At 70.1% G+C, this 16,492-nt stretch carries 15 protein-coding genes and 1 pseudogene; 5 read left to right on the forward strand and 11 right to left on the reverse strand.

All coding sequences use genetic code 11. From position 1 onward, the window contains the following. Window positions 1-164 precede the first annotated feature (164 nt). Window positions 165-1,145 (forward strand): agmatinase, encoded by a 981-nt coding sequence (speB, locus tag FHG71_RS21055; protein WP_139083663.1) that lies wholly within the window; start codon window positions 165-167, stop codon window positions 1,143-1,145. A gap of 35 nt (window positions 1,146-1,180) precedes the next feature. Here the strand turns inward: speB and FHG71_RS21060 are convergent, their stop codons facing one another. The 11 genes from FHG71_RS21060 to FHG71_RS21110 all read right to left on the reverse strand — a co-directional run bounded on the left by FHG71_RS21060 (window position 1,181) and on the right by FHG71_RS21110 (window position 12,882). Continuing rightward, on the reverse strand, window positions 1,181-2,116 hold the full coding sequence (locus FHG71_RS21060) for an ABC transporter permease (protein ID WP_139083664.1): 936 nt from the start codon (window positions 2,114-2,116) through the stop codon (window positions 1,181-1,183). Further along, window positions 2,113-3,036: an ABC transporter permease gene (locus FHG71_RS21065; RefSeq protein WP_246045555.1), complete on the reverse strand. Its 924-nt coding sequence runs from the start codon at window positions 3,034-3,036 to the stop codon at window positions 2,113-2,115. Before FHG71_RS21065 ends, FHG71_RS21060 begins: the two co-directional genes overlap by 4 nt. Continuing rightward, complete coding sequence (locus tag FHG71_RS21070; protein ID WP_139083665.1) at window positions 3,033-4,457, reverse strand: sugar ABC transporter ATP-binding protein; 1,425 nt, start codon at window positions 4,455-4,457, stop codon at window positions 3,033-3,035. The genes FHG71_RS21065 and FHG71_RS21070 overlap by 4 nt, the downstream gene beginning before the upstream one ends. A 16-nt stretch (window positions 4,458-4,473) precedes the next feature. After that, on the reverse strand, window positions 4,474-5,490 hold the full coding sequence (locus FHG71_RS21075; protein ID WP_139083666.1) for an ABC transporter substrate-binding protein: 1,017 nt from the start codon (window positions 5,488-5,490) through the stop codon (window positions 4,474-4,476). A 167-nt stretch (window positions 5,491-5,657) separates the two neighbouring features. Further along, window positions 5,658-6,725, reverse strand: coding sequence for an aldo/keto reductase (locus FHG71_RS21080; RefSeq protein ID WP_246045556.1), 1,068 nt, complete (start codon window positions 6,723-6,725; stop codon window positions 5,658-5,660). Further along, window positions 6,722-7,330 (reverse strand): dihydroxyacetone kinase subunit L, encoded by a 609-nt coding sequence (locus FHG71_RS21085; RefSeq protein ID WP_139083667.1) that lies wholly within the window; start codon window positions 7,328-7,330, stop codon window positions 6,722-6,724. The genes FHG71_RS21080 and FHG71_RS21085 overlap by 4 nt, the downstream gene beginning before the upstream one ends. Beyond that, window positions 7,327-8,328 (reverse strand): dihydroxyacetone kinase subunit DhaK, encoded by a 1,002-nt coding sequence (locus FHG71_RS21090; protein WP_139083668.1) that lies wholly within the window; start codon window positions 8,326-8,328, stop codon window positions 7,327-7,329. Before FHG71_RS21090 ends, FHG71_RS21085 begins: the two co-directional genes overlap by 4 nt. Then, window positions 8,325-9,344 carry an ABC transporter permease gene (locus FHG71_RS21095; protein ID WP_139083669.1) on the reverse strand — a complete coding sequence of 340 codons (1,020 nt, stop codon included), beginning with the start codon at window positions 9,342-9,344 and terminating at the stop codon, window positions 8,325-8,327. Before FHG71_RS21095 ends, FHG71_RS21090 begins: the two co-directional genes overlap by 4 nt. Further along, window positions 9,341-10,327 (reverse strand): ABC transporter permease, encoded by a 987-nt coding sequence (locus FHG71_RS21100; RefSeq protein WP_139083670.1) that lies wholly within the window; start codon window positions 10,325-10,327, stop codon window positions 9,341-9,343. The genes FHG71_RS21095 and FHG71_RS21100 overlap by 4 nt, the downstream gene beginning before the upstream one ends. Next, window positions 10,324-11,814 carry a sugar ABC transporter ATP-binding protein gene (locus FHG71_RS21105; protein ID WP_139083671.1) on the reverse strand — a complete coding sequence of 497 codons (1,491 nt, stop codon included), beginning with the start codon at window positions 11,812-11,814 and terminating at the stop codon, window positions 10,324-10,326. Before FHG71_RS21105 ends, FHG71_RS21100 begins: the two co-directional genes overlap by 4 nt. A 54-nt stretch (window positions 11,815-11,868) precedes the next feature. Then, a complete protein-coding gene (locus tag FHG71_RS21110; RefSeq protein ID WP_139083672.1) occupies window positions 11,869-12,882 on the reverse strand; it encodes an autoinducer 2 ABC transporter substrate-binding protein in 1,014 nt (337 codons plus the stop codon). A 541-nt stretch (window positions 12,883-13,423) separates the two neighbouring features. Between FHG71_RS21110 and FHG71_RS21115 the strand changes: the two genes are divergently transcribed. The 4 genes and pseudogenes from FHG71_RS21115 to FHG71_RS21130 all read left to right on the forward strand — a co-directional run. Further along, window positions 13,424-13,852 carry a DUF2934 domain-containing protein gene (locus tag FHG71_RS21115; protein ID WP_139083673.1) on the forward strand — a complete coding sequence of 143 codons (429 nt, stop codon included), beginning with the start codon at window positions 13,424-13,426 and terminating at the stop codon, window positions 13,850-13,852. A 25-nt stretch (window positions 13,853-13,877) separates the two neighbouring features. Continuing rightward, complete coding sequence (locus FHG71_RS21120) at window positions 13,878-14,501, forward strand: GXWXG domain-containing protein (RefSeq protein ID WP_139083674.1); 624 nt, start codon at window positions 13,878-13,880, stop codon at window positions 14,499-14,501. Between the two features lie 81 nt (window positions 14,502-14,582). Beyond that, entirely contained in the window at window positions 14,583-15,476 is an 894-nt protein-coding gene (locus FHG71_RS21125; protein ID WP_139083675.1) for an SDR family oxidoreductase, read from the forward strand. Between the two features lie 633 nt (window positions 15,477-16,109). After that, window positions 16,110-16,492 (forward strand): annotated as a pseudogene (locus tag FHG71_RS21130) (IS3 family transposase); the annotation flags it as partial.

A 16,492-nucleotide genomic window follows, 5' to 3' on the forward strand; every position in this document is an offset into this window, starting at 1 on the left:
CGTGCTTAGGGCTATGCCTAAGCCTCCATGGTTATGCCCAGGTGTCCGGTCGAAACAGGGGCCAGTTCACCAGCGGCTCAGAAAGGCAGGCGCGGCCCGCGCTTGAAGCCTCTTGCCCATCGTGCTTCCAAGGTCCCCGCAGGACCCACGTCGCAGGAGCAGCCATGGCCCGCTTCAACCAGCCGCTCGGAGGCAACGACATGCCCCGCTTCGGCGGCCCCGCCACCATGATGCGCCTGCCCGCGCAGCCCAGCGCCGAGGGCCTGGACGCCTGCTTCGTCGGCATCCCCATGGACATCGGCGCCTCGAATCGTCCCGGCACCCGGCTCGGGCCCCGTGCCATCCGCGACGAATCCCGGATGCTGCGCCCCTTCAACATGGCCACCGGCGCCGCTCCCTTCGAGCATCTCCAGGTGGCCGATATCGGCGACGTGGCGATCAACACCTTCGACCTCAAGAAGTCCTGCGGGATCATCACCGAGACCTATACGGAGATCCTGTCCCACGGCGTGATCCCCCTGACGCTCGGCGGCGACCATACGCTGACCTGGCCCGTGCTTCGGGCCATCCGTGACCGCCACGGCCCCGTGGCCTTGGTCCATGTGGACGCCCATGCGGACGTCAACGACACCATGTTTGGCGAGAAGGAAGCCCATGGCACCCCCTTTCGCCGCGCCTGGGAGGACGGCTGCCTCCTCAACGACCGCGTCGTGCAGATCGGCCTGCGCGGCACCGGCTATGCACCGGGCGACTTCGCCTGGGGGCGCGAGCAGGGCTGGAGCGTGGTGACGGCCGAAGAGATCCACGGCAGGCCCCTTCACCGCCTCATGGATCAGGTCCGCGCCCTCATCGGTGATGCGCCCGTCTATCTCACCTTCGACATCGACAGCCTGTCCCCCGGTCTCGCCAACGGCACCGGCACGCAGGAGATCGGCGGCCTCATGGACTGGCAGGCGCTCCAGATCGTGCGCGGCATGGCGGGCCTGAACCTCGTGGGCTGCGACCTCGTGGAGGTCTCGCCCCCCTTCGATCCTTCCGGCACCACGGCGCTCACCGCCGCGAACCTGCTGTTCGAGATGCTCTGCGTCCTGCCCGGCGTGCCACAGGACCCGCCCAAGCCGCTGCACGGCTTCGACCTGTCCTGAGCGAACACCCGGAGGCATCACGGGTTGCCCCGACCTCAGGCCGCCGCGCGCCGCCCGCTCGCGGCGGCGACGATGGCGATGATGACGGCCCCGGTCAGGATCAGGCGCACCCCCGCGCCAAGCCCGTAGGAGTTCAGCATCGACACGATCAGGAACATGAACATCGCCGCGCCCCAGATGCCGGGCACGTTCGAGTTCCCCCCGGCGATGGACGAGCCCCCGATCACCACGACGGCGATCGACATGAGGAGGTACTCCGCCCCCATGTTCAACGCCGCCCCGCCCGAGAAGCAGGCCAGCCAGAACCCGGCCAGCGCCGCCATGACCGCCGACAGCAGATAGGTCGCCGCCCGCACGCCCTCGACCGGCACCCCGGCCAACCGCGCGGCGCGGGCGTTCTGCCCGATGGCGGACAGGCGGCGGCCATAGGCGCTCCGCTCGATCAGGACCCAGAAGACGGCGGCCGCCAGCAGCGCGATCCAGGCAAGGTTCGGCATCCCGAGCGTCGCCCCGGTCGAGAAGGTCGCAAGGGTGTCTGGCGGCTTGATCCGCAGGCCCCGGTTCGACCAGACCGCCAGCGACTGGAACATGAACGAGGCCGACAGCGTGGCGATGATGGGCGGAATGCGCAGGAGCAGGATCAGCGCGTAGTTCGCCGCCCCCGCCCCGAGCCCGATCCCGAGCGCGGCGAGAAGGCCCCAGGCTTCCGTCCCCGCCGCCCCGTCCATCAGCTTGAGCGACAGTGTCCCAGCCAGCGTCATCACCGCCGGGATGGACAGATCCACGTTCCCCGGCCCCAGGGTGATGACGGCCATTTGCCCCAGGCCCACCAGCACCGAGAAGGAGGCGAAGGTCAGCGTGGCGACCAGCAGTCCCGGCGCCCCCTGCACGCCCGTCAGCGCCACGGTCGCCGCGTAGGTCAGCCCCGCCGCTGCAAAGGCCCAGGACCAGGGCCGAACGAGGCCACTCATGCCACGGCCCTCCTACGCACAAGGAGGCGTGCGGCCAGCACCAGAACGAGGATCGCCCCCTGAGCCCCGATCTGCCAGTCGGGCGACAAGCGCAGGAAGCTCAGGAAGCTCGCGGCCAGCGTCAGCGTCAGCGCCCCGATCACCGCCCCGACGGGCGAGACGCGGCCTCCCGTGAACTCGCCGCCCCCCAGGATCACCCCGGCGATGGACAGGAGCGTGTAGCGCAGCGCGATGTTGGCGTCGGCCGAGGTGGCGAGCCCGACGAGCGCCATCCCCGACAGCACGCCGAAGACCCCCGCAAGCCCGTAGGCCACGGCCTTGAGCCGCACCACCGACCAGCCCGCCCGCGCCACTGACCGCGCGTTGCCGCCCACGGCGCGCAGCCGCGTCCCCAGGGCCGAGCGCGTCACCAGGAGGTGCGACACGACCGCCAGCAGCACGCAGGCCAGGATCGCCATGGGCAGCAGCGGCGGCTTCACCGTCATCAGCGTTCGCAGCCAGTCTGGTGTGGCCCCGCCCGGAGCGGGCAGCATCAGCACCGCAAGGCCCGCCCAGACGAAGGACATCCCCAGAGTGACCACGATGGCGGGGAGCTTGCGCGCCTCGATCAGCGCGCCCAGCGCCGCATAGACCGCGACCGCTGCCCCGAGGACCAAGACGCCCAGCAGGGGCGAGTCGTGCAGGACGGTCGCCGTGACGCAGGCGCAGAAGCTCACGAAGGTGCCGATGGACAGATCGATGTCGTCCACCATGATGACCAGCATCTGCGCGATGGTGGCGAGAGCGATGGGCACCGCGAGATTGAAGAGCAGGTTCAGCCCCGTATAGCTCATGGCGCGCGGCTGAACCCAGAACACCGCGGCCAGCAGCAGTGCCAGCGACAGAACCGGAAGCAGGAGCCGCGCGTCGAGCCGTCTCACCCCGGCACCTCGCCCATCTCGAACGAGGCCGCGAGCAGGCGCTCCTCGGTGATCTCCGCCCCGGCCAGCTCGGCCGCGATCCGTCCGTTGCGGAACACATAGGCGCGGTCGCAAAGCGTCATCTCTTCGGCCTCGGTTGAATACCACAGGAAGGTGCGGCCCCGCGCGGCTTCGGCGCGGATCATGTCGTAGACCTCGGCCTTGGTGCCCACGTCCACGCCGCGCATGGGGTCGTCCATCAGCACGATCGGCGCCTCCGTCGCCAGCGCCCGGGCGAAGAGCACCTTCTGCTGGTTGCCCCCCGACAGCGACAGGATCGGCCGGTCCACGTCGTCGGTACGGATGCCGATGCGCCCGCGCCAGTCGCGGGCCAGCGCGCCCTCGGCCCCGCGATCCACGAGTCCCGCGCGGGTCAGCAACGACAGGCCTGCCAGCGACAGGTTCCGCGCGATGGACCAGAGCGGCAGGACTCCGTCCCGCGCCCGGTCCCCGGCGACGAAGGCCACCGGCACCGGCCCCCTGCCCCGCCAGGCCGAGGTCCGCGCAAGGAACAGCCGTGCCAGCGCCTCGGCCTGCCCGTGCCCCGCGAGCCCCGCGAGGCCCACGACCTCGCCCGCATGGGCGCGCAGGCCCTCGGCGGTCGCGACCACCTCGGGCCCCTTGTCGTTGCGCCGCTCCGTCCGGTCCCCGCCACGCACGACATGGCCCATGGCCTCGACAAGGCCGCTGCGGGTGAAGCCTCCGGCCGGCCGGTCGTCCACGATCCGTCCGTCGCGCATGACGACGATCCGTGTGGCGACTGCGAAGACTTCACCCAGTATGTGCGAGATGAAGACTATCGCCCCGCCCCCGTCACGGAAGCGGCGCACGTGTTCCAGAAGCTGCCCCGCCCGGCTCGCGTCGAGTGAGGAGGTCGGCTCGTCGAGGATGACCAGGCGCGGGTCCGGGCCGCCCTCGGCAAAGGCCATGGCGATCTCGGCCATCTGGCGCTGCGCGAGCGTCAGGTCGGCTACCGTGGCATCGGCGTCGAGGCCGTGATCGGGAAAGACTCGGTCGAGCGCCGCCCGGATGCGCGCCCGCGCCGGGTTCCGCCAGCCCAGGCCCCGAAGGTCGCGCTGCGTCAGAATCAGGTTCTCGGCCACGGTCAGGTTGGGTGCGAGCGACAACTCCTGCGCAACCCAGCGCACGCCGCTGGCCCGGGGGTCGCCCGCGGCATGGCGGACGCTCCCTTCGGAGGGCGCAAGCGCGCCGGTCACGAGGTTCACCAGCGTCGACTTGCCCGCGCCGTTGTGGCCCACGAGGCCCAGGCACTCGCCGGGCGCAATGGACAGGTCCACGCCCGCCAGCGCCCGGACGGCCCCGAAGGACCGCCCCGCGCCGGCCAGTGCGACGATGGGGGCGGGAGCGGCGCTCAGGTCCATGCCGCCCCCGTCCGCCTCAGTTCGCTGCCGCGGCGATGACCGCCTTGGCGTCGTCCAGCGTATATTCCTCGTTGGCCACGCCCCCTTCGGGCGTCGTCTCCAGCGCGGCGTCGAGCCCGTCCTGCTGGATCTCGAGGAACGGCACGATCAGGTCCTGCGGCACGGTCTGCCCGTCCAACACCTGCTGCGCCACCCAGAAGGCCAGCGTGGACACCCCTGGCGCGATGGAGACGGACATCGTCTCGTAGCCGTTCGCGTCGCGCTGCTCCTTCCACCACAGGAGTTCGTCCTGCCGGTTGCCCATGACGATGATCGGCATTTCGCGCCCGGCCGCCGCGAAGGCTTGCGCCGCGCCGTAGCCGTCCCCCCCTTGCGTCACCACGCCCACGATGTCGTCGGGCAGGGACGGCAGGACGCCCGCGACCGCCCGCTGCGCCACGTCCTGCGCCCAGTCGCCATGGACCGAGCCCACGATGGAGAACTGCGGGAACTGCTCCACGCCCGCGTGGATGCCCGCGCTGATCTCGTCGTCCACGAAGACCCCGGCGAGGCCCCGGATCTCCAGCAGGTTGCCCCCCTCGGGCAGCCGCCCCGACAGGTACTCGACCTGCTTGCGCCCCATCTCGCGGAAGTCCACGGCGATGCGGTAGGCGCAGGGCTCGGTCACGATCCCGTCGAAGGACACGACCACGATCCCGGCGTCGCAAGCCTCCTTTACCGCCCCGTTCAGCGCCGTGGGCGAGGCGGCGTTCAGCACGATGGCGTCATAACCCTCTAGAATTATGTTCTGGATCTGCGCCGCCTGTTCGGTCGCCTGATTCTCGGCGGTGGTGAAGGCCGGGGCCTCGGCCACGACCCCGTCGGCGACGGCCTGCCCCGTGACAGTTTCCCAGCTTTGCAGCATCGCCTGCCGCCACGAGTTGCCGGCGTAGTTGTTGGACAGCGCGATCCGCCTGTCGGCGGTGTCGGCCAGCGCCGGTCCCGCCAGCGCCAGGACGGCCGCCGACAACGCCATTTTCGTTAGGGTCCTCATGGTGGTCCTCCCCTGGGCATCCTCCCCGCGCAGGCCCGCGCCTGCGGGTCGGGGCCGCCGGGGTTTCCTCCGCCGGTCGGCCCGCACCGTCGTCATCCTGACAGCCCGGAGCCTTTACGCAACGACAATCTTTTCGAGGTCTCCCCATTGACTAAGCCGAAGCGCCCTCATCCCCAAGACGTCTCGGGCTGGCCGCGATGGAGCGCCCAGTCGGCCTCGCCGAATGTCGGCTTGGCGAACTGGTTCTGGTGCCAATGCGGATAGATCAGGGGCGGGCGGCTCACCTCGTCCAGCCGGTCGCGCTCCTCGGCCGTCAGCGCGAGCCCCACGGCCGGGAGCGTCTCGCGCAACTGCTCGGGCGTCCGCGCGCCGACGATCAGGCTTGCCACCGCAGGCCGCCCCAGCAGCCAAGCCAATGCCACCTGCGGCACCGGCACGCCGCGCCCCTCCGCGACCTCCACCAGCACGTCCACGATGCGCCAGAGCCGCTCGCGGTCGCGGATCGGCGGCTCGGTCCAGCCGTTCGCCTGCCGACTCCCCGGAGCGGGATCACGGTCGCGCCGGTGCTTGCCGGTCAGCAGCCCCGCCGCCAGCGGCGACCACACCGTGACGCCGATCCCCTGATCGACCGACAGCGGCATCAGCTCGTATTCCGCGTCCCGCGCCTCCAGCGTGTAATGAATCTGCTGTGTCACGGGCCGGATCGTTCCCAGCTTCTCCGCCGCCTGGATCAGCTTCATCGCCTGCCAGCCGCAGAAGTTCGAGAAGCCCCAGTAGCGCACCTTTCCGTGCCGCACGAGCGTGTCCATCGCCTCGACGGTCTCCTCGACCGGCGTGGACCCGTCCCATTCGTGCAGGTGATACACGTCGATCCGGTCGGTCCGCAGCCGCTTCAGCGACCGCTCGCACTCCCGCAGCAGATGCAGCCGCCCCGTACCTCCGTCGTTCGGCCCGGGCCCAACCGGCATCCGCGCCTTGGAGGAGATCACGAGGTCCTCGCGCCGCCCCTCGATCACCTCGCCCAGGATCTCCTCGGACAGACCCAGCGAGTACATGTTCGCCGTGTCGATGAAGTTCACGCCATGCTCGATGGCGAGATCCACGAGCGACCGCGCCTCGGGCACCTGCTGGTCGGCCAGCATCCCGAAGGGCCCGCGCCCGCCGAAGGTGAAGGTTCCCAGCGCCAGCGCCGAGACCTTGAGCCCCGAGCGCCCCAGATACCGATAGTCCATCATGCCTCTCCCGTGACCGCCTCGACGATCCGCGTCATCGCCAGCATCCCCGGATCACGCATCGTCCGGCTCTTCTCGGCAAAGATGCGGGCGCGGCCCACCGTGGCGGGCCTCTCGCGGAACGCCTCCACGGCCTCCCGCGCCGCCTCGCGCGCCGCGCAGGCGACCTCGGCGGGGTCCGACAGCCCCGCCGTGGCCTTCGCCATGGCATCCAAGCTGTCCAGCACCGTCTTGCCGCCCAGCTCCGCCTTGCCGCGGGCTTGCATCGCGTCCCGGGCGGCGGCGATCAGCCCCGACACCTCGGAGGCCTCGAACGACTCCCGCCCCTTCACGGCCTTGGCCACCGCCATCAGCCCCGTCGCGAACAATGTCCCATAGGACGACCCCGATGTCTTGGTGAAGGCCTGCGCGCAGCGCAGCAGCGCCTGCCCCAGGTCGGCCGGCATCTCCGCCATCCCCTGTTGCACCGCCTGCATCCCCCGCGTCATGGTGATGCCAAGGTCCCCATCCCCCAGCGCCCCGTCGATCTCGTTGAGTGCCGGAGCCTCGCGCTCCATCGCCGCCGCCAGCCGCCCGATGGCCCCGAGAAGCGCCGCCCGGTCGATCATCCTACCCTCCAGAACGCGCAGTCGCAGGGCGCGCGCAGAAGCCCCTCCAATTCCTCGTCCAGCTTCAGCAGCGTGAAGGACACCCCCGCCATCTCCATCGACGTGGCGTAGCGCCCCACCAGCGGCATGACGATGCTCGCCCCCGCCCCCTCCAGCCGCGCCTTCACCACGCGATACAGGATGTAAAGCTCCTCCGGTGGCGTCGCCCCCAGCGAGTTCACCAGCACCGACACCCGGTCCCCCTGCCCTACCGGCATGTCGGCCAGCAGCCGGTCCATCATCTCCCCCGCGATGGCGTCGGCGGGTCGCAGCTTGTTGCGCCAGACGCCGGGCTCCCCGTGGATGCCCATGCCCATCTCCATCTCATCCTCAGCGATGTCGAAGGTGGGCCGCCCCGCCTGCGGCACCGTGCAGGACGACAGCGCCGCCCCGACCGACCGCACCGCATCCGCCGCCTTCTGCGCCACCCGCGTCACCGCATCGAGGTCCTGCCCCGCCTCGGCCGCCGCGCCCGCGATCTTGAAGGCGTAGACCATGCCCGCTACGCCCCGGCGCTTCTCACGCTCCTCGGGCGCGGCCGAGGCCACGTCGTCCGCCAGCAGCACCGTCGTGCAGCGAATGTCGTCGAACTCCACGAGGTCGCCCGCCATGTCGAAGTTCATGACATCGCCGCCGTAGTTCCCATAAAGACGTAGCACCCCCGCCCCCTGATCGGCGGCCCGGATCGCGTCCGCCATCTGCTCCGACGACGGCGAGGCGAACACGTCCCCTATGGCGCAGGCGTCAAGCAGCCCCGTCCCCACATAGCCCGTGAAAATCGGCAGGTGCCCCGAGCCCCCGCCCGAGACGATCCCGACCTTGCCTGCGCGCCCTGCCTGCGCCCGCGCGACCACCCGGTGGCTGTCGCCGTGCAGGCGGTAGAACTCGGGATACGCCGCCACGAGGCCGTCGAGCATCTCGTCGACGTAGTCGGCGGGGGTGTTCAGGATCTTCTTCACCGTGTCTCTCCCTTGGGCGCGGCGGCAGGCGCGCGGCGGCGGCGCCAGTTCCGCGTGTTGATGACCATGACGAGGATGAGGAGCGCGCCCCAGATGAACTCGCGCGCGAAGTTCGACACCTGGAGCATGTTCAGCCCCGAGGACAGGAACTGCATGGTGAGGACCGCGAGCACCACGCCGATGACCCGCCCGTAGCCGCCATAGGGGTTCACGCCGCCCAGCACCGCGATCAGCACGGCCAGCAGCGTGTAGCTCTGCCCGTAGTCGGCCTTGGCGCTGTTGGCGCGGCTCATGATGACGAGGCCGGCGACGGCCGCGAGCATCCCCGAGGCGACATAGACCTTAAGCAGCAGCCGCTCGATGTCCACGGCGGCGTAGCGGGCGGCCAGCGGGTTCGCCCCGAACATCTGGACCTTCAGCCCGAAGCCCGTCCGCGACAGCACGAACGAGAGCCCCGCTGCGAGGACCCCGAAGACGATCAGCGGCACCGGCAGGCCCATGAGGCTCCCGTTCCCGAGCCACGCGACCGAGGCCGGAAATCCCATCACCGCCGTTCCGCCGGTGAACGCCACCGCCAGCCCCGTGAAGATCAGCCCCGAGCCCAGCGTCGCGAGGATCGGCGGCAACCCGAGATACGCGATCAGCACCCCGTTGAAGAGCCCCGCCGCCGCCCCTCCCGCCAGAGCCGCGAGGTAGGACAGCAGCAGCCACCCGATCCCCGCGTCCACTCCCGGCGCGAGCCGCGTCAGGATCAGCGACGAGATGATCGCGCAGCAGTTGGCGATGCCGACGATCGACAGGTCGATCCCCCCCGTGAGCATCGTGATGGTAATGGCGAGCGCGAGGATCGCGAACTCGGGGAACTGGAACGCCATGGAAGTCGCGTTCTGCCCCGTCAGGAACCGGTCCGGGGCCAGCGCCGCCATCAGCGCGAAGACGATGACCATGATGAGGGCCAGCCGCGCCTCGGGCTGCGCGAGCAGGCGACCCCAGCGCGGTGCGGGCGCGGCGGTCATGCCGCCCTCCGCTGCGTGCGCCGCGCCTGCCAAGCGGGCAACCCTGTGCCGAGAAGGATCAGGAGCCCGATGGCGATGCTCTGGAAGGTGTTGGGGATGCCCAGCACGATCAGGCTGTTCGACACCAGCACGATCAGCGCAACGCCCAGCAGCGTCCCCGTCAGCGTCCCCGTGCCCCCTTCCAGCCGCGCGCCGCCCAGCACCACCGCCGCCAGCACCGACAACTGCTGGTTCAGCAGAAGGTCCTGAGGATTGGCCACCCGTGCCAGCGCCGCATGGATGATCCCCGCGAGCCCTCCCAGCGCCCCCACATAGACGAACACGAGGAACTGCACCCGCCGCACCGGGATCCCGATCCGTCGCGCGCTTTCCATCGACCCACCGATGGCGAAGACCTGCCGCCCCAGCATCGTCCGGTAGAGCAGGGCCCAGGTCAGCGCGACGACCCCCACGAGGAAGGCAAAGGCCCAGGGCAGCGAATAGAACGACCCGTCCGCGTTCTCCCCCCGGATCATCATGGCGCGCGAAAAGTCCCGCAGCCCCCGCGGCAGGTTCGAGATCAGGTCGTCCCCCACGAATGTCAGCAGGAAGCCCCGGAACAGCGACAGCGTCCCCAGCGTGACGATCAGCGTGGGCAGCCCCAGCCCCGCGATGAAGACCCCGTTCACCGCCCCCAGCGCCGCCCCCACTGCGACAGCCACGAGGAAGGCCGCCGGCCATCCCATCTCCGGCGCGAGTCCCTGCACGAGCAGCGTCGTGACATAGAGCGCCACGATGGCGAGCGAGGTCGTGCTCACGTCGATCCCGCCCGAGATCAGCACCACCAGCACGCCCACCGCGAGGATGCCCAGCACGATCCCTGCGCGCAGAAGGTCCATGAGCGTCGGGATCGACAGGAAGTTCGGGTCCAGGGCCGCCCCCACGACGCAGAAGGCCAGGATCACCCCTGCGACCAGCGTCTCGTTCCGCGACAGCCAGCTCACGACGCGAGCCTCCGGGCCAACCCTTCCTCGGTCGCCTCCGCGCCCGCGATATCCTCCACGATCCGGCCCTCCACCATGACGAGAATGCGGTGGCAGGTGGCCAGCAGCTCCGGCAGGTCGTCCGAGATCACGATCACCCCCAGCCCCTGCGCGGCGAGGTCGGCGATGATCGCGTGGATCTCGGCCTTCGACCCCACATCGACCCCCACCGACGGCCCGTTCAGCACCAGCACCCGCGGCGCGCGGGCGAGCCACCGCGCCAGCACCACCCGCTGCTGGTTGCCGCCCGACAGCGACCTGACCGGCGCCTCCGCGTCCGGCGCCTTGACCCGCAGCCGCGCGAGCCAGTCCCGCGCCTCGGCCGCGAGGCCGCCGAGGTCGAGGAACGGCCCCCGCGCGTGCGACGCCACCCGCCCCACCGCGACGTTCCGCAGGATGGACTGCGTGAGGAACAGCCCCTCGGTCAGCCGGTCCTCGGGCACGTAACCGATCCCCGCCTCGGCCGCGCGCAGCGGATCGCCCAGCGGCACGTCGCGCCCATCGAGCACCACGCGTCCCGCCTCGGGCGTCACGAGCCCGAACAGCGCCTTGGCCAGCGCCGTCCGCCCGGAGCCCAGAAGCCCCGAGATCCCCAGCACCTCGCCCCCGCGCAGCGTGAAGTCGACGCCGTGGAACGCCCCCGCCTTGCTCAGCCCTTCGACCTTCAGGAGCACCGGAGCGCCCGCAAGCAGCGGCGCGGGCCCCGTCTCCGCGAGGTCGCGCCCCGTCATGTGCCGCGTCAGGCTCCGCGCATCGAACCCGGACGCGGGCCCTTCGGCCACCACGCGCCCATTCCTCAGCACCACGACGCGCTCGGACACCTCCAGCACCTCCGCGAGCTTGTGGCTCACGAAGATCACCGCGACCCCATCGGCCTTGAGCCGCCGGATGATGCCCAGAAGTGCCCGCACCTCCCGCTCTGTCAGCGCGGTCGTCGGCTCGTCCATCACGATCAGACGCGCGTTCGACGCCAGCGCCCGCCCGATCGCGACAAGCTGCTTGTGCGCCACGGGCAGCGTCTCCACGGGCGCCGACAAGTCCATGAGCACGCCCACCCGCTCCAGCGTCCGCTTGGCGATCTCCCGCACCCGGCGACCCCGGTAGAACCGCGCGCCCTCAGCCAGCTCGGCTCCGAAGGCGATGTTCTCGGCCACCGACAGGTTGGGGAACAGCGAGAAATCCTGAAAGATCACCGCGATCCCCGCTGCCGCCGCCGTCGTGGGCGTCATCGCCGCCTGCGCCAAGCCATCCAGCGCGATCACCCCCCGGTCGGGCCATTCCACCCCCGCCAGCAGCTTGATGAGCGTCGACTTCCCCGACCCGTTCTCGCCCGCGAGGCAGACGGCCTCGCCGGGGCGGATCAGGAAGTCGACATCGTCCAGCGCGGTGATGCCGGCATAGGTTTTGGTCACGCCGGTCATCTCGACCAGCGGCGCATCGTCGGCCATGAGGAGTACCCAGTCGGGAGGGTCCGGGGGCGATCTCGCCCCCGGCTCATCAACTCAGAACGGATAGTCCGCCAGGTTCTCCGCCGTCACCTCGACCCAAGCCTGCCCGTAGATCACCTTGCCGTCGAGCGTGACGCTCTCGTAGCCCGGCTGGCCCAGATCCATGCCTGCGGTGATCTCCTCCCCGTTCAGCACCATCTGCGCCACGGTGTTCATGACGTACCCGGCCAGCGAGGGGTCCCAGAAGCCGATCATGTCCACGGCCCCGGTCTCGATGTACTGGCCGGCGATCGAGGGCAGCGAGGTCCCCACGACGCAGGTCTGCTCCTCGAGCCCCCGCTCCTCCACGGCGAGGCCGATGCCCGCCACGTCCGTCGAGGCCGAGCCCTGCATCCCCCTGATGTCGGGATGGGCGCGCAGCACCTCCTGCGCGGCGGCATAGGCCTGCTGCTGGTCGTCGAAGGTCTCGTTGCGGTCGCCCACCAGCTCCATGTTGGGGTAGTTCGCCTCCTGATGGGCGATGGCCCCGTCCACCCACTGGTTGTGAGTCTGCGAGGTCAGCGAACCCACGAAGACGGCGTACTTGCCCTCGCCCCCCATGCACTGGGCCAGGTTCTCCATAAGCGTGGCGCCGAAATCCTCGTTCTTGAAGGCCTCGATGTCATAGGACACGTTCTGCTGGCTCGCCGCCTCGTGCGAGACGACGACGATTCCCGCCTCCTGCGCACGGCCCAGCACGGGCTCCAGCGCCTCGGGGCTCATGGGCACGACGGCGATGGCGTCCACCCCCTGCGCGATCATGTCCTCGATCAGCGCGGCCTGCTGCTGCGGGTCGGCCTGCGCGGGCCCGACCTGGAAGGCGTTGTTGCCGGTGTCGGCGGCGAACTGCTGGACGCCCTCCTCCATGCGGTTGAACCACTGGATGCCCGCGATCTTGACCACGGTCGCGATGTCGTAGGGACCTCCGGCGCCCCCTTCGGCCGAGGCCTCGGTCGCCTCCTGCGCGGCGGCCGGCATGGACAAGGCCAGCAGCGAAGCGGCGGCCCAAAGGGTCGAGCGAGTCGTCATGTGGTTTCCTCCCTGGAGGCGCCCCGTTGGATCGGGGCGCGTTCTACATCGCTGACTATAGGGAAGGTCGGCGGTTTCGCCAGTATTTTCGCGCTTCTATGCGTCCCTGACCCGGCACGGGTTGCGCGATGCGTGCGCGCGTGATTCGCAGGTTCATCCCGACGATCCGTTGTTATTCCGTTAGGGCACCGCGCGTTGCTGCAACGGTTACTTAGGACTCCTCGGGCACAAGAAGGGGGCCACCCGCGACTGAGAGGAGCCCTGCCCATGATCCCGGACCCGTTCCACCCCGCTGTTCGGCCGCATCGATGATCTCCGGGCCGATGTGGAATTCCCTTCGCGCAGGACCGACCTGCTTCTTCGCCAGCCGCCCGGAGAGGTGCGCAAAAGTCGAGCGGACCTTTACGCGCATCAGGCTGATCGGGCCGGAAGGCCTCCAAGATGCCTGACGGACCGAGGTTTGGGATGGCGCGTCCAGGACGGCCCTCTATCTTGATCCCGTGGCGATCGACACGCCACTGCGCCACGAGGACCCACAGCCATGACCATTCCGCGCGAAGACCGGATCCGCGAACGCGCCCACGAGATTTGGGAACGGGAGGGCCGCCCCGAGGGACGGCACGACGAGCATTGGCGGCTGGCCACCGAGGAGATCGACCGCGAGTTCCAAGAGGCCACCCAGATGGACTCTCTTCGGGGCGCCTCGCTCGACCCTGCCGAGCCGGCCCCCGCGCGCCGGCGCCGCGCCGCTGCGGGTTCCGGAGCCGCCGCCACGGCCGCTCCGGCCGAGCCTGCCCGTCGCCGCAAGGCAGCGACAGTCGCTCAGGCGGACCAGACCCCTGAAGCCGCTCCGAAGGCCCCGTCACGCCCTCGCACCCAAGCCAGCGGCGAGAAAACCTCCGGCACTGGAAGCCGCCGACGTCGCAGCGCGAACGGCAAGGAACCCTCCGAGGAAACCCCGTCGGCGTGACACCGGAGCCGACCTGAGAAGGTCAATGAACCTCCCCGAGCCCGCCTGGCTCGCCTCCTGGGCCGCTGCGCCCCCGGACACAGGCGCCGCGCTCGAGCGCTTCGATTCGCTCGCCTCCGTGGCGCCCGATCACATGGCCGGTCTCTGGCGGGGCCGAAGCCTGCCGACCGGCCATCCCCTGGACGGGCTGCTGGAGGCCTTGGGATGGTACGGCAAGGCGATCCAGCCGGACGGCCGCGCGCATCCCCTGCTGTTCCGCACGCCCTCGGGTGCCATCGCCTCGCTCGACCCGGCTTGGATGCCGACTGCGCTGGCGCTGCGCTGGCCTTCCGCCGCCCGAAGCGCCCTGGTCCGCAGCGCCTTCCGGACGTTGGGGCCAGCGCTGCGGGCTCAGGGCCCGGCCGCCGGCCTGGATCTCCGGGAGTTTCGCGGGCGCCGCGGCCTCGCGCTGGTCTACGACCGGCAGCCTATCGTGGATCACCTGGGGCGCATCGACCCCGATCGCGTCATGGGCGTCATGACCCGCACCGGCATGGCGCGGCCCTTCCTGTTCCTGCTCACTCGGGAGGTTTCCTTCAGCGGGCACTCACCCCTAGGTCCTTCCCCCGCGCATCGGCGGGAGCCGACCGATTCCGGCCCATCGGCCTGAACCATTCCCGCAGTTGTCCGTTGGCCGTCGATCGTGGGCGGCCCCGCAGGCCGGGCACGCCCGACAGCCTAGGAGTTCCCCATGTCCGACCGCCTGAAGATGCAGGATCCCCGCCATCAGTATCCCGCCCCGCCCTTCCCCGAGCAGCCGCAGCCCGCGCCCGGCCTCGCGAGCCAACTCGAGCCTCCGGCGGACCACGGCGAGCAGAGCTACCAAGGCTCCGGCCGGCTCCAGGGGCGCCGCGCCCTGATCACAGGCGGCGACTCGGGCATCGGTCGGGCCATTGCCATCGCCTATGCCCGCGAGGGGGCCGACGTCGCCATCAGCTATCTTCCCTCCGAGCAGCCGGACGCCGATGAGGTGCTGCGCCTCGTCCGCGAGGCAGGCCGCAAGGCCGTGGCCCTGCCGGGCGACGTCAGCGACGAAAGCCATGCCCGCGATCTACCCCGAAAGGTGGTCGAGGAGCTGGGCGGCCTCGACATTCTCGTGGTGAACGCCGGACACCAGAAGTTCTTCGAGTCCTTCGACCGGATCACGACCGACGATTGGGACACGACGCTGCGGACGAACCTGTCGGCCCTGTTCTGGACGACGCAGGAGGCGTCCAAGATCATGCCGCCCGGAAGCGCCATCATCACCACAGCCTCGATCCAGGCTTATGACCCGTCGACCACGATCATGCACTACGCCACCACCAAGGCGGGAATCGTGGCTTTCACCAAGGCCCTGGCCAGCGAACTAATCGAGAAGGGCATCCGTGCCAACTCCGTGGCGCCGGGACCGTTCTGGACGCCCCTCAACCCCTCGGGCGGCTCCTCGCAGGAGAAGGTCAAAAAGTTCGGCCAAGGCAGCAAGTTTGGCCGCCCCGGCCAGCCGGTCGAGATCGCGCCGGTCTACGTGCTGCTCGCCTCGCAGGAGGGTAGCTACATCACGGGTGAAGTCTATGGCGTGACTGGTGGTGAGGGAATCGCCTGACGGAGGGGCAGGACCTCGCTCCCGACCCGGCCGGTTGGCTCCGCCGCCCGGCCCCCGGCCCCTGGTTCGGGTGCCCTGCTACAAGGATTCATGTCACCCAGCGCCGGTCCAACCTCCGTCCCGTCGGGCACCTCCTCAGCCGCCCCGACGGCGGCCAGAGGCCGGCGCAAGGCGGTTCGAGTCACTGGCTTGGTGAGCACCTCGTAGCCTCCGGCCGCCCGGAGCCGCGCCACGTCGGCCAGCAAATCACGGTCAATCGGGGTTGCGATTCAAATGTCGTGGCAGGAGCAGGCCCGGGCACGGATCGCTCACTGCCCCGACCATGGGTCGGACAACGCGGCGTGCGATGCCCAGCACCAAGCAAATCCCTTGGGCTTAACAGCATAAGGAACTGCCCAGCGTCACCAAGCTCTCGGACACCCGCTTCGGATCGTCTGGAAAAACGCCCAGCACTGCCATGGCACTCTGACCGGAAGCGTCTGACCTCCTTGCTAACTTCACTGTGGTGAGTTGCGACATAATGGCAGAGGAGGGCGTAGCGGGACCGAAGCCTCGATCCGACTGTGGCGCAGTTCGACCCTTGGGCGCGGCGGGCCATGTCCCCGCGTCATGTCGCCGGCCTCATCGGCCCTGAAGCGCTCGGACCCGCAGGTGGCTCTCCGTATGCGGCGCAAGGAACTGGCCGCAAGCCGGGTTCGGTATGGCTACCGCCGGCTCCACATCCTGCGTCGACGGGAAGGTTGGGCCATGGGTCACAAGAAAACCTGCCGGCTCTACCGCGAGGAGGGCTTGGCCATTCGGCCCACGACACCTCGGCGCAAGCGGGCCTGCCGCCACCGCCAGGGCCGGCCTGAGGTGGGCGGACCCAACGAGGTCTGGGCCATGGACTTCGGCTCCGACCAGTTCTTCGACGGACGTCCTTTCCGGATCCTGACCGTCGTCGACGGCCACACGCGAGAGGCGCTCTCGACAGGGCCGAGAGCAAGCGGTCGGGCCTATCAGGCGGTCGAGGTCTT

Origin of the sequence: Rubellimicrobium roseum (assembly GCF_006152145.1) — a bacterium.
GTDB lineage: Bacteria > Pseudomonadota > Alphaproteobacteria > Rhodobacterales > Rhodobacteraceae > Rubellimicrobium > Rubellimicrobium roseum.

Bases quoted from the DNA above. Each gene is read 5' to 3' on its own strand.
- FHG71_RS21110 (WP_139083672.1), bottom strand. From the start codon at position 12,882: ATGACGACTCGCTCGACCCTTTGGGCCGCCGCTTCGCTGCTGGCCTTG.
- speB (WP_139083663.1), top strand. From the start codon at position 165: ATGGCCCGCTTCAACCAGCCGCTCGGAGGCAACGACATGCCCCGCTTC.
- FHG71_RS21125 (WP_139083675.1), top strand. From the start codon at position 14,583: ATGTCCGACCGCCTGAAGATGCAGGATCCCCGCCATCAGTATCCCGCC.
- FHG71_RS21120 (WP_139083674.1), top strand. From the start codon at position 13,878: ATGAACCTCCCCGAGCCCGCCTGGCTCGCCTCCTGGGCCGCTGCGCCC.
- FHG71_RS21095 (WP_139083669.1), bottom strand. From the start codon at position 9,344: ATGACCGCCGCGCCCGCACCGCGCTGGGGTCGCCTGCTCGCGCAGCCC.
- FHG71_RS21085 (WP_139083667.1), bottom strand. From the start codon at position 7,330: ATGATCGACCGGGCGGCGCTTCTCGGGGCCATCGGGCGGCTGGCGGCG.
- FHG71_RS21070 (WP_139083665.1), bottom strand. From the start codon at position 4,457: ATGGACCTGAGCGCCGCTCCCGCCCCCATCGTCGCACTGGCCGGCGCG.
- FHG71_RS21105 (WP_139083671.1), bottom strand. From the start codon at position 11,814: ATGGCCGACGATGCGCCGCTGGTCGAGATGACCGGCGTGACCAAAACC.
- FHG71_RS21115 (WP_139083673.1), top strand. From the start codon at position 13,424: ATGACCATTCCGCGCGAAGACCGGATCCGCGAACGCGCCCACGAGATT.
- FHG71_RS21060 (WP_139083664.1), bottom strand. From the start codon at position 2,116: ATGAGTGGCCTCGTTCGGCCCTGGTCCTGGGCCTTTGCAGCGGCGGGG.
- FHG71_RS21075 (WP_139083666.1), bottom strand. From the start codon at position 5,490: ATGAGGACCCTAACGAAAATGGCGTTGTCGGCGGCCGTCCTGGCGCTG.
- FHG71_RS21080 (WP_246045556.1), bottom strand. From the start codon at position 6,725: ATGATGGACTATCGGTATCTGGGGCGCTCGGGGCTCAAGGTCTCGGCG.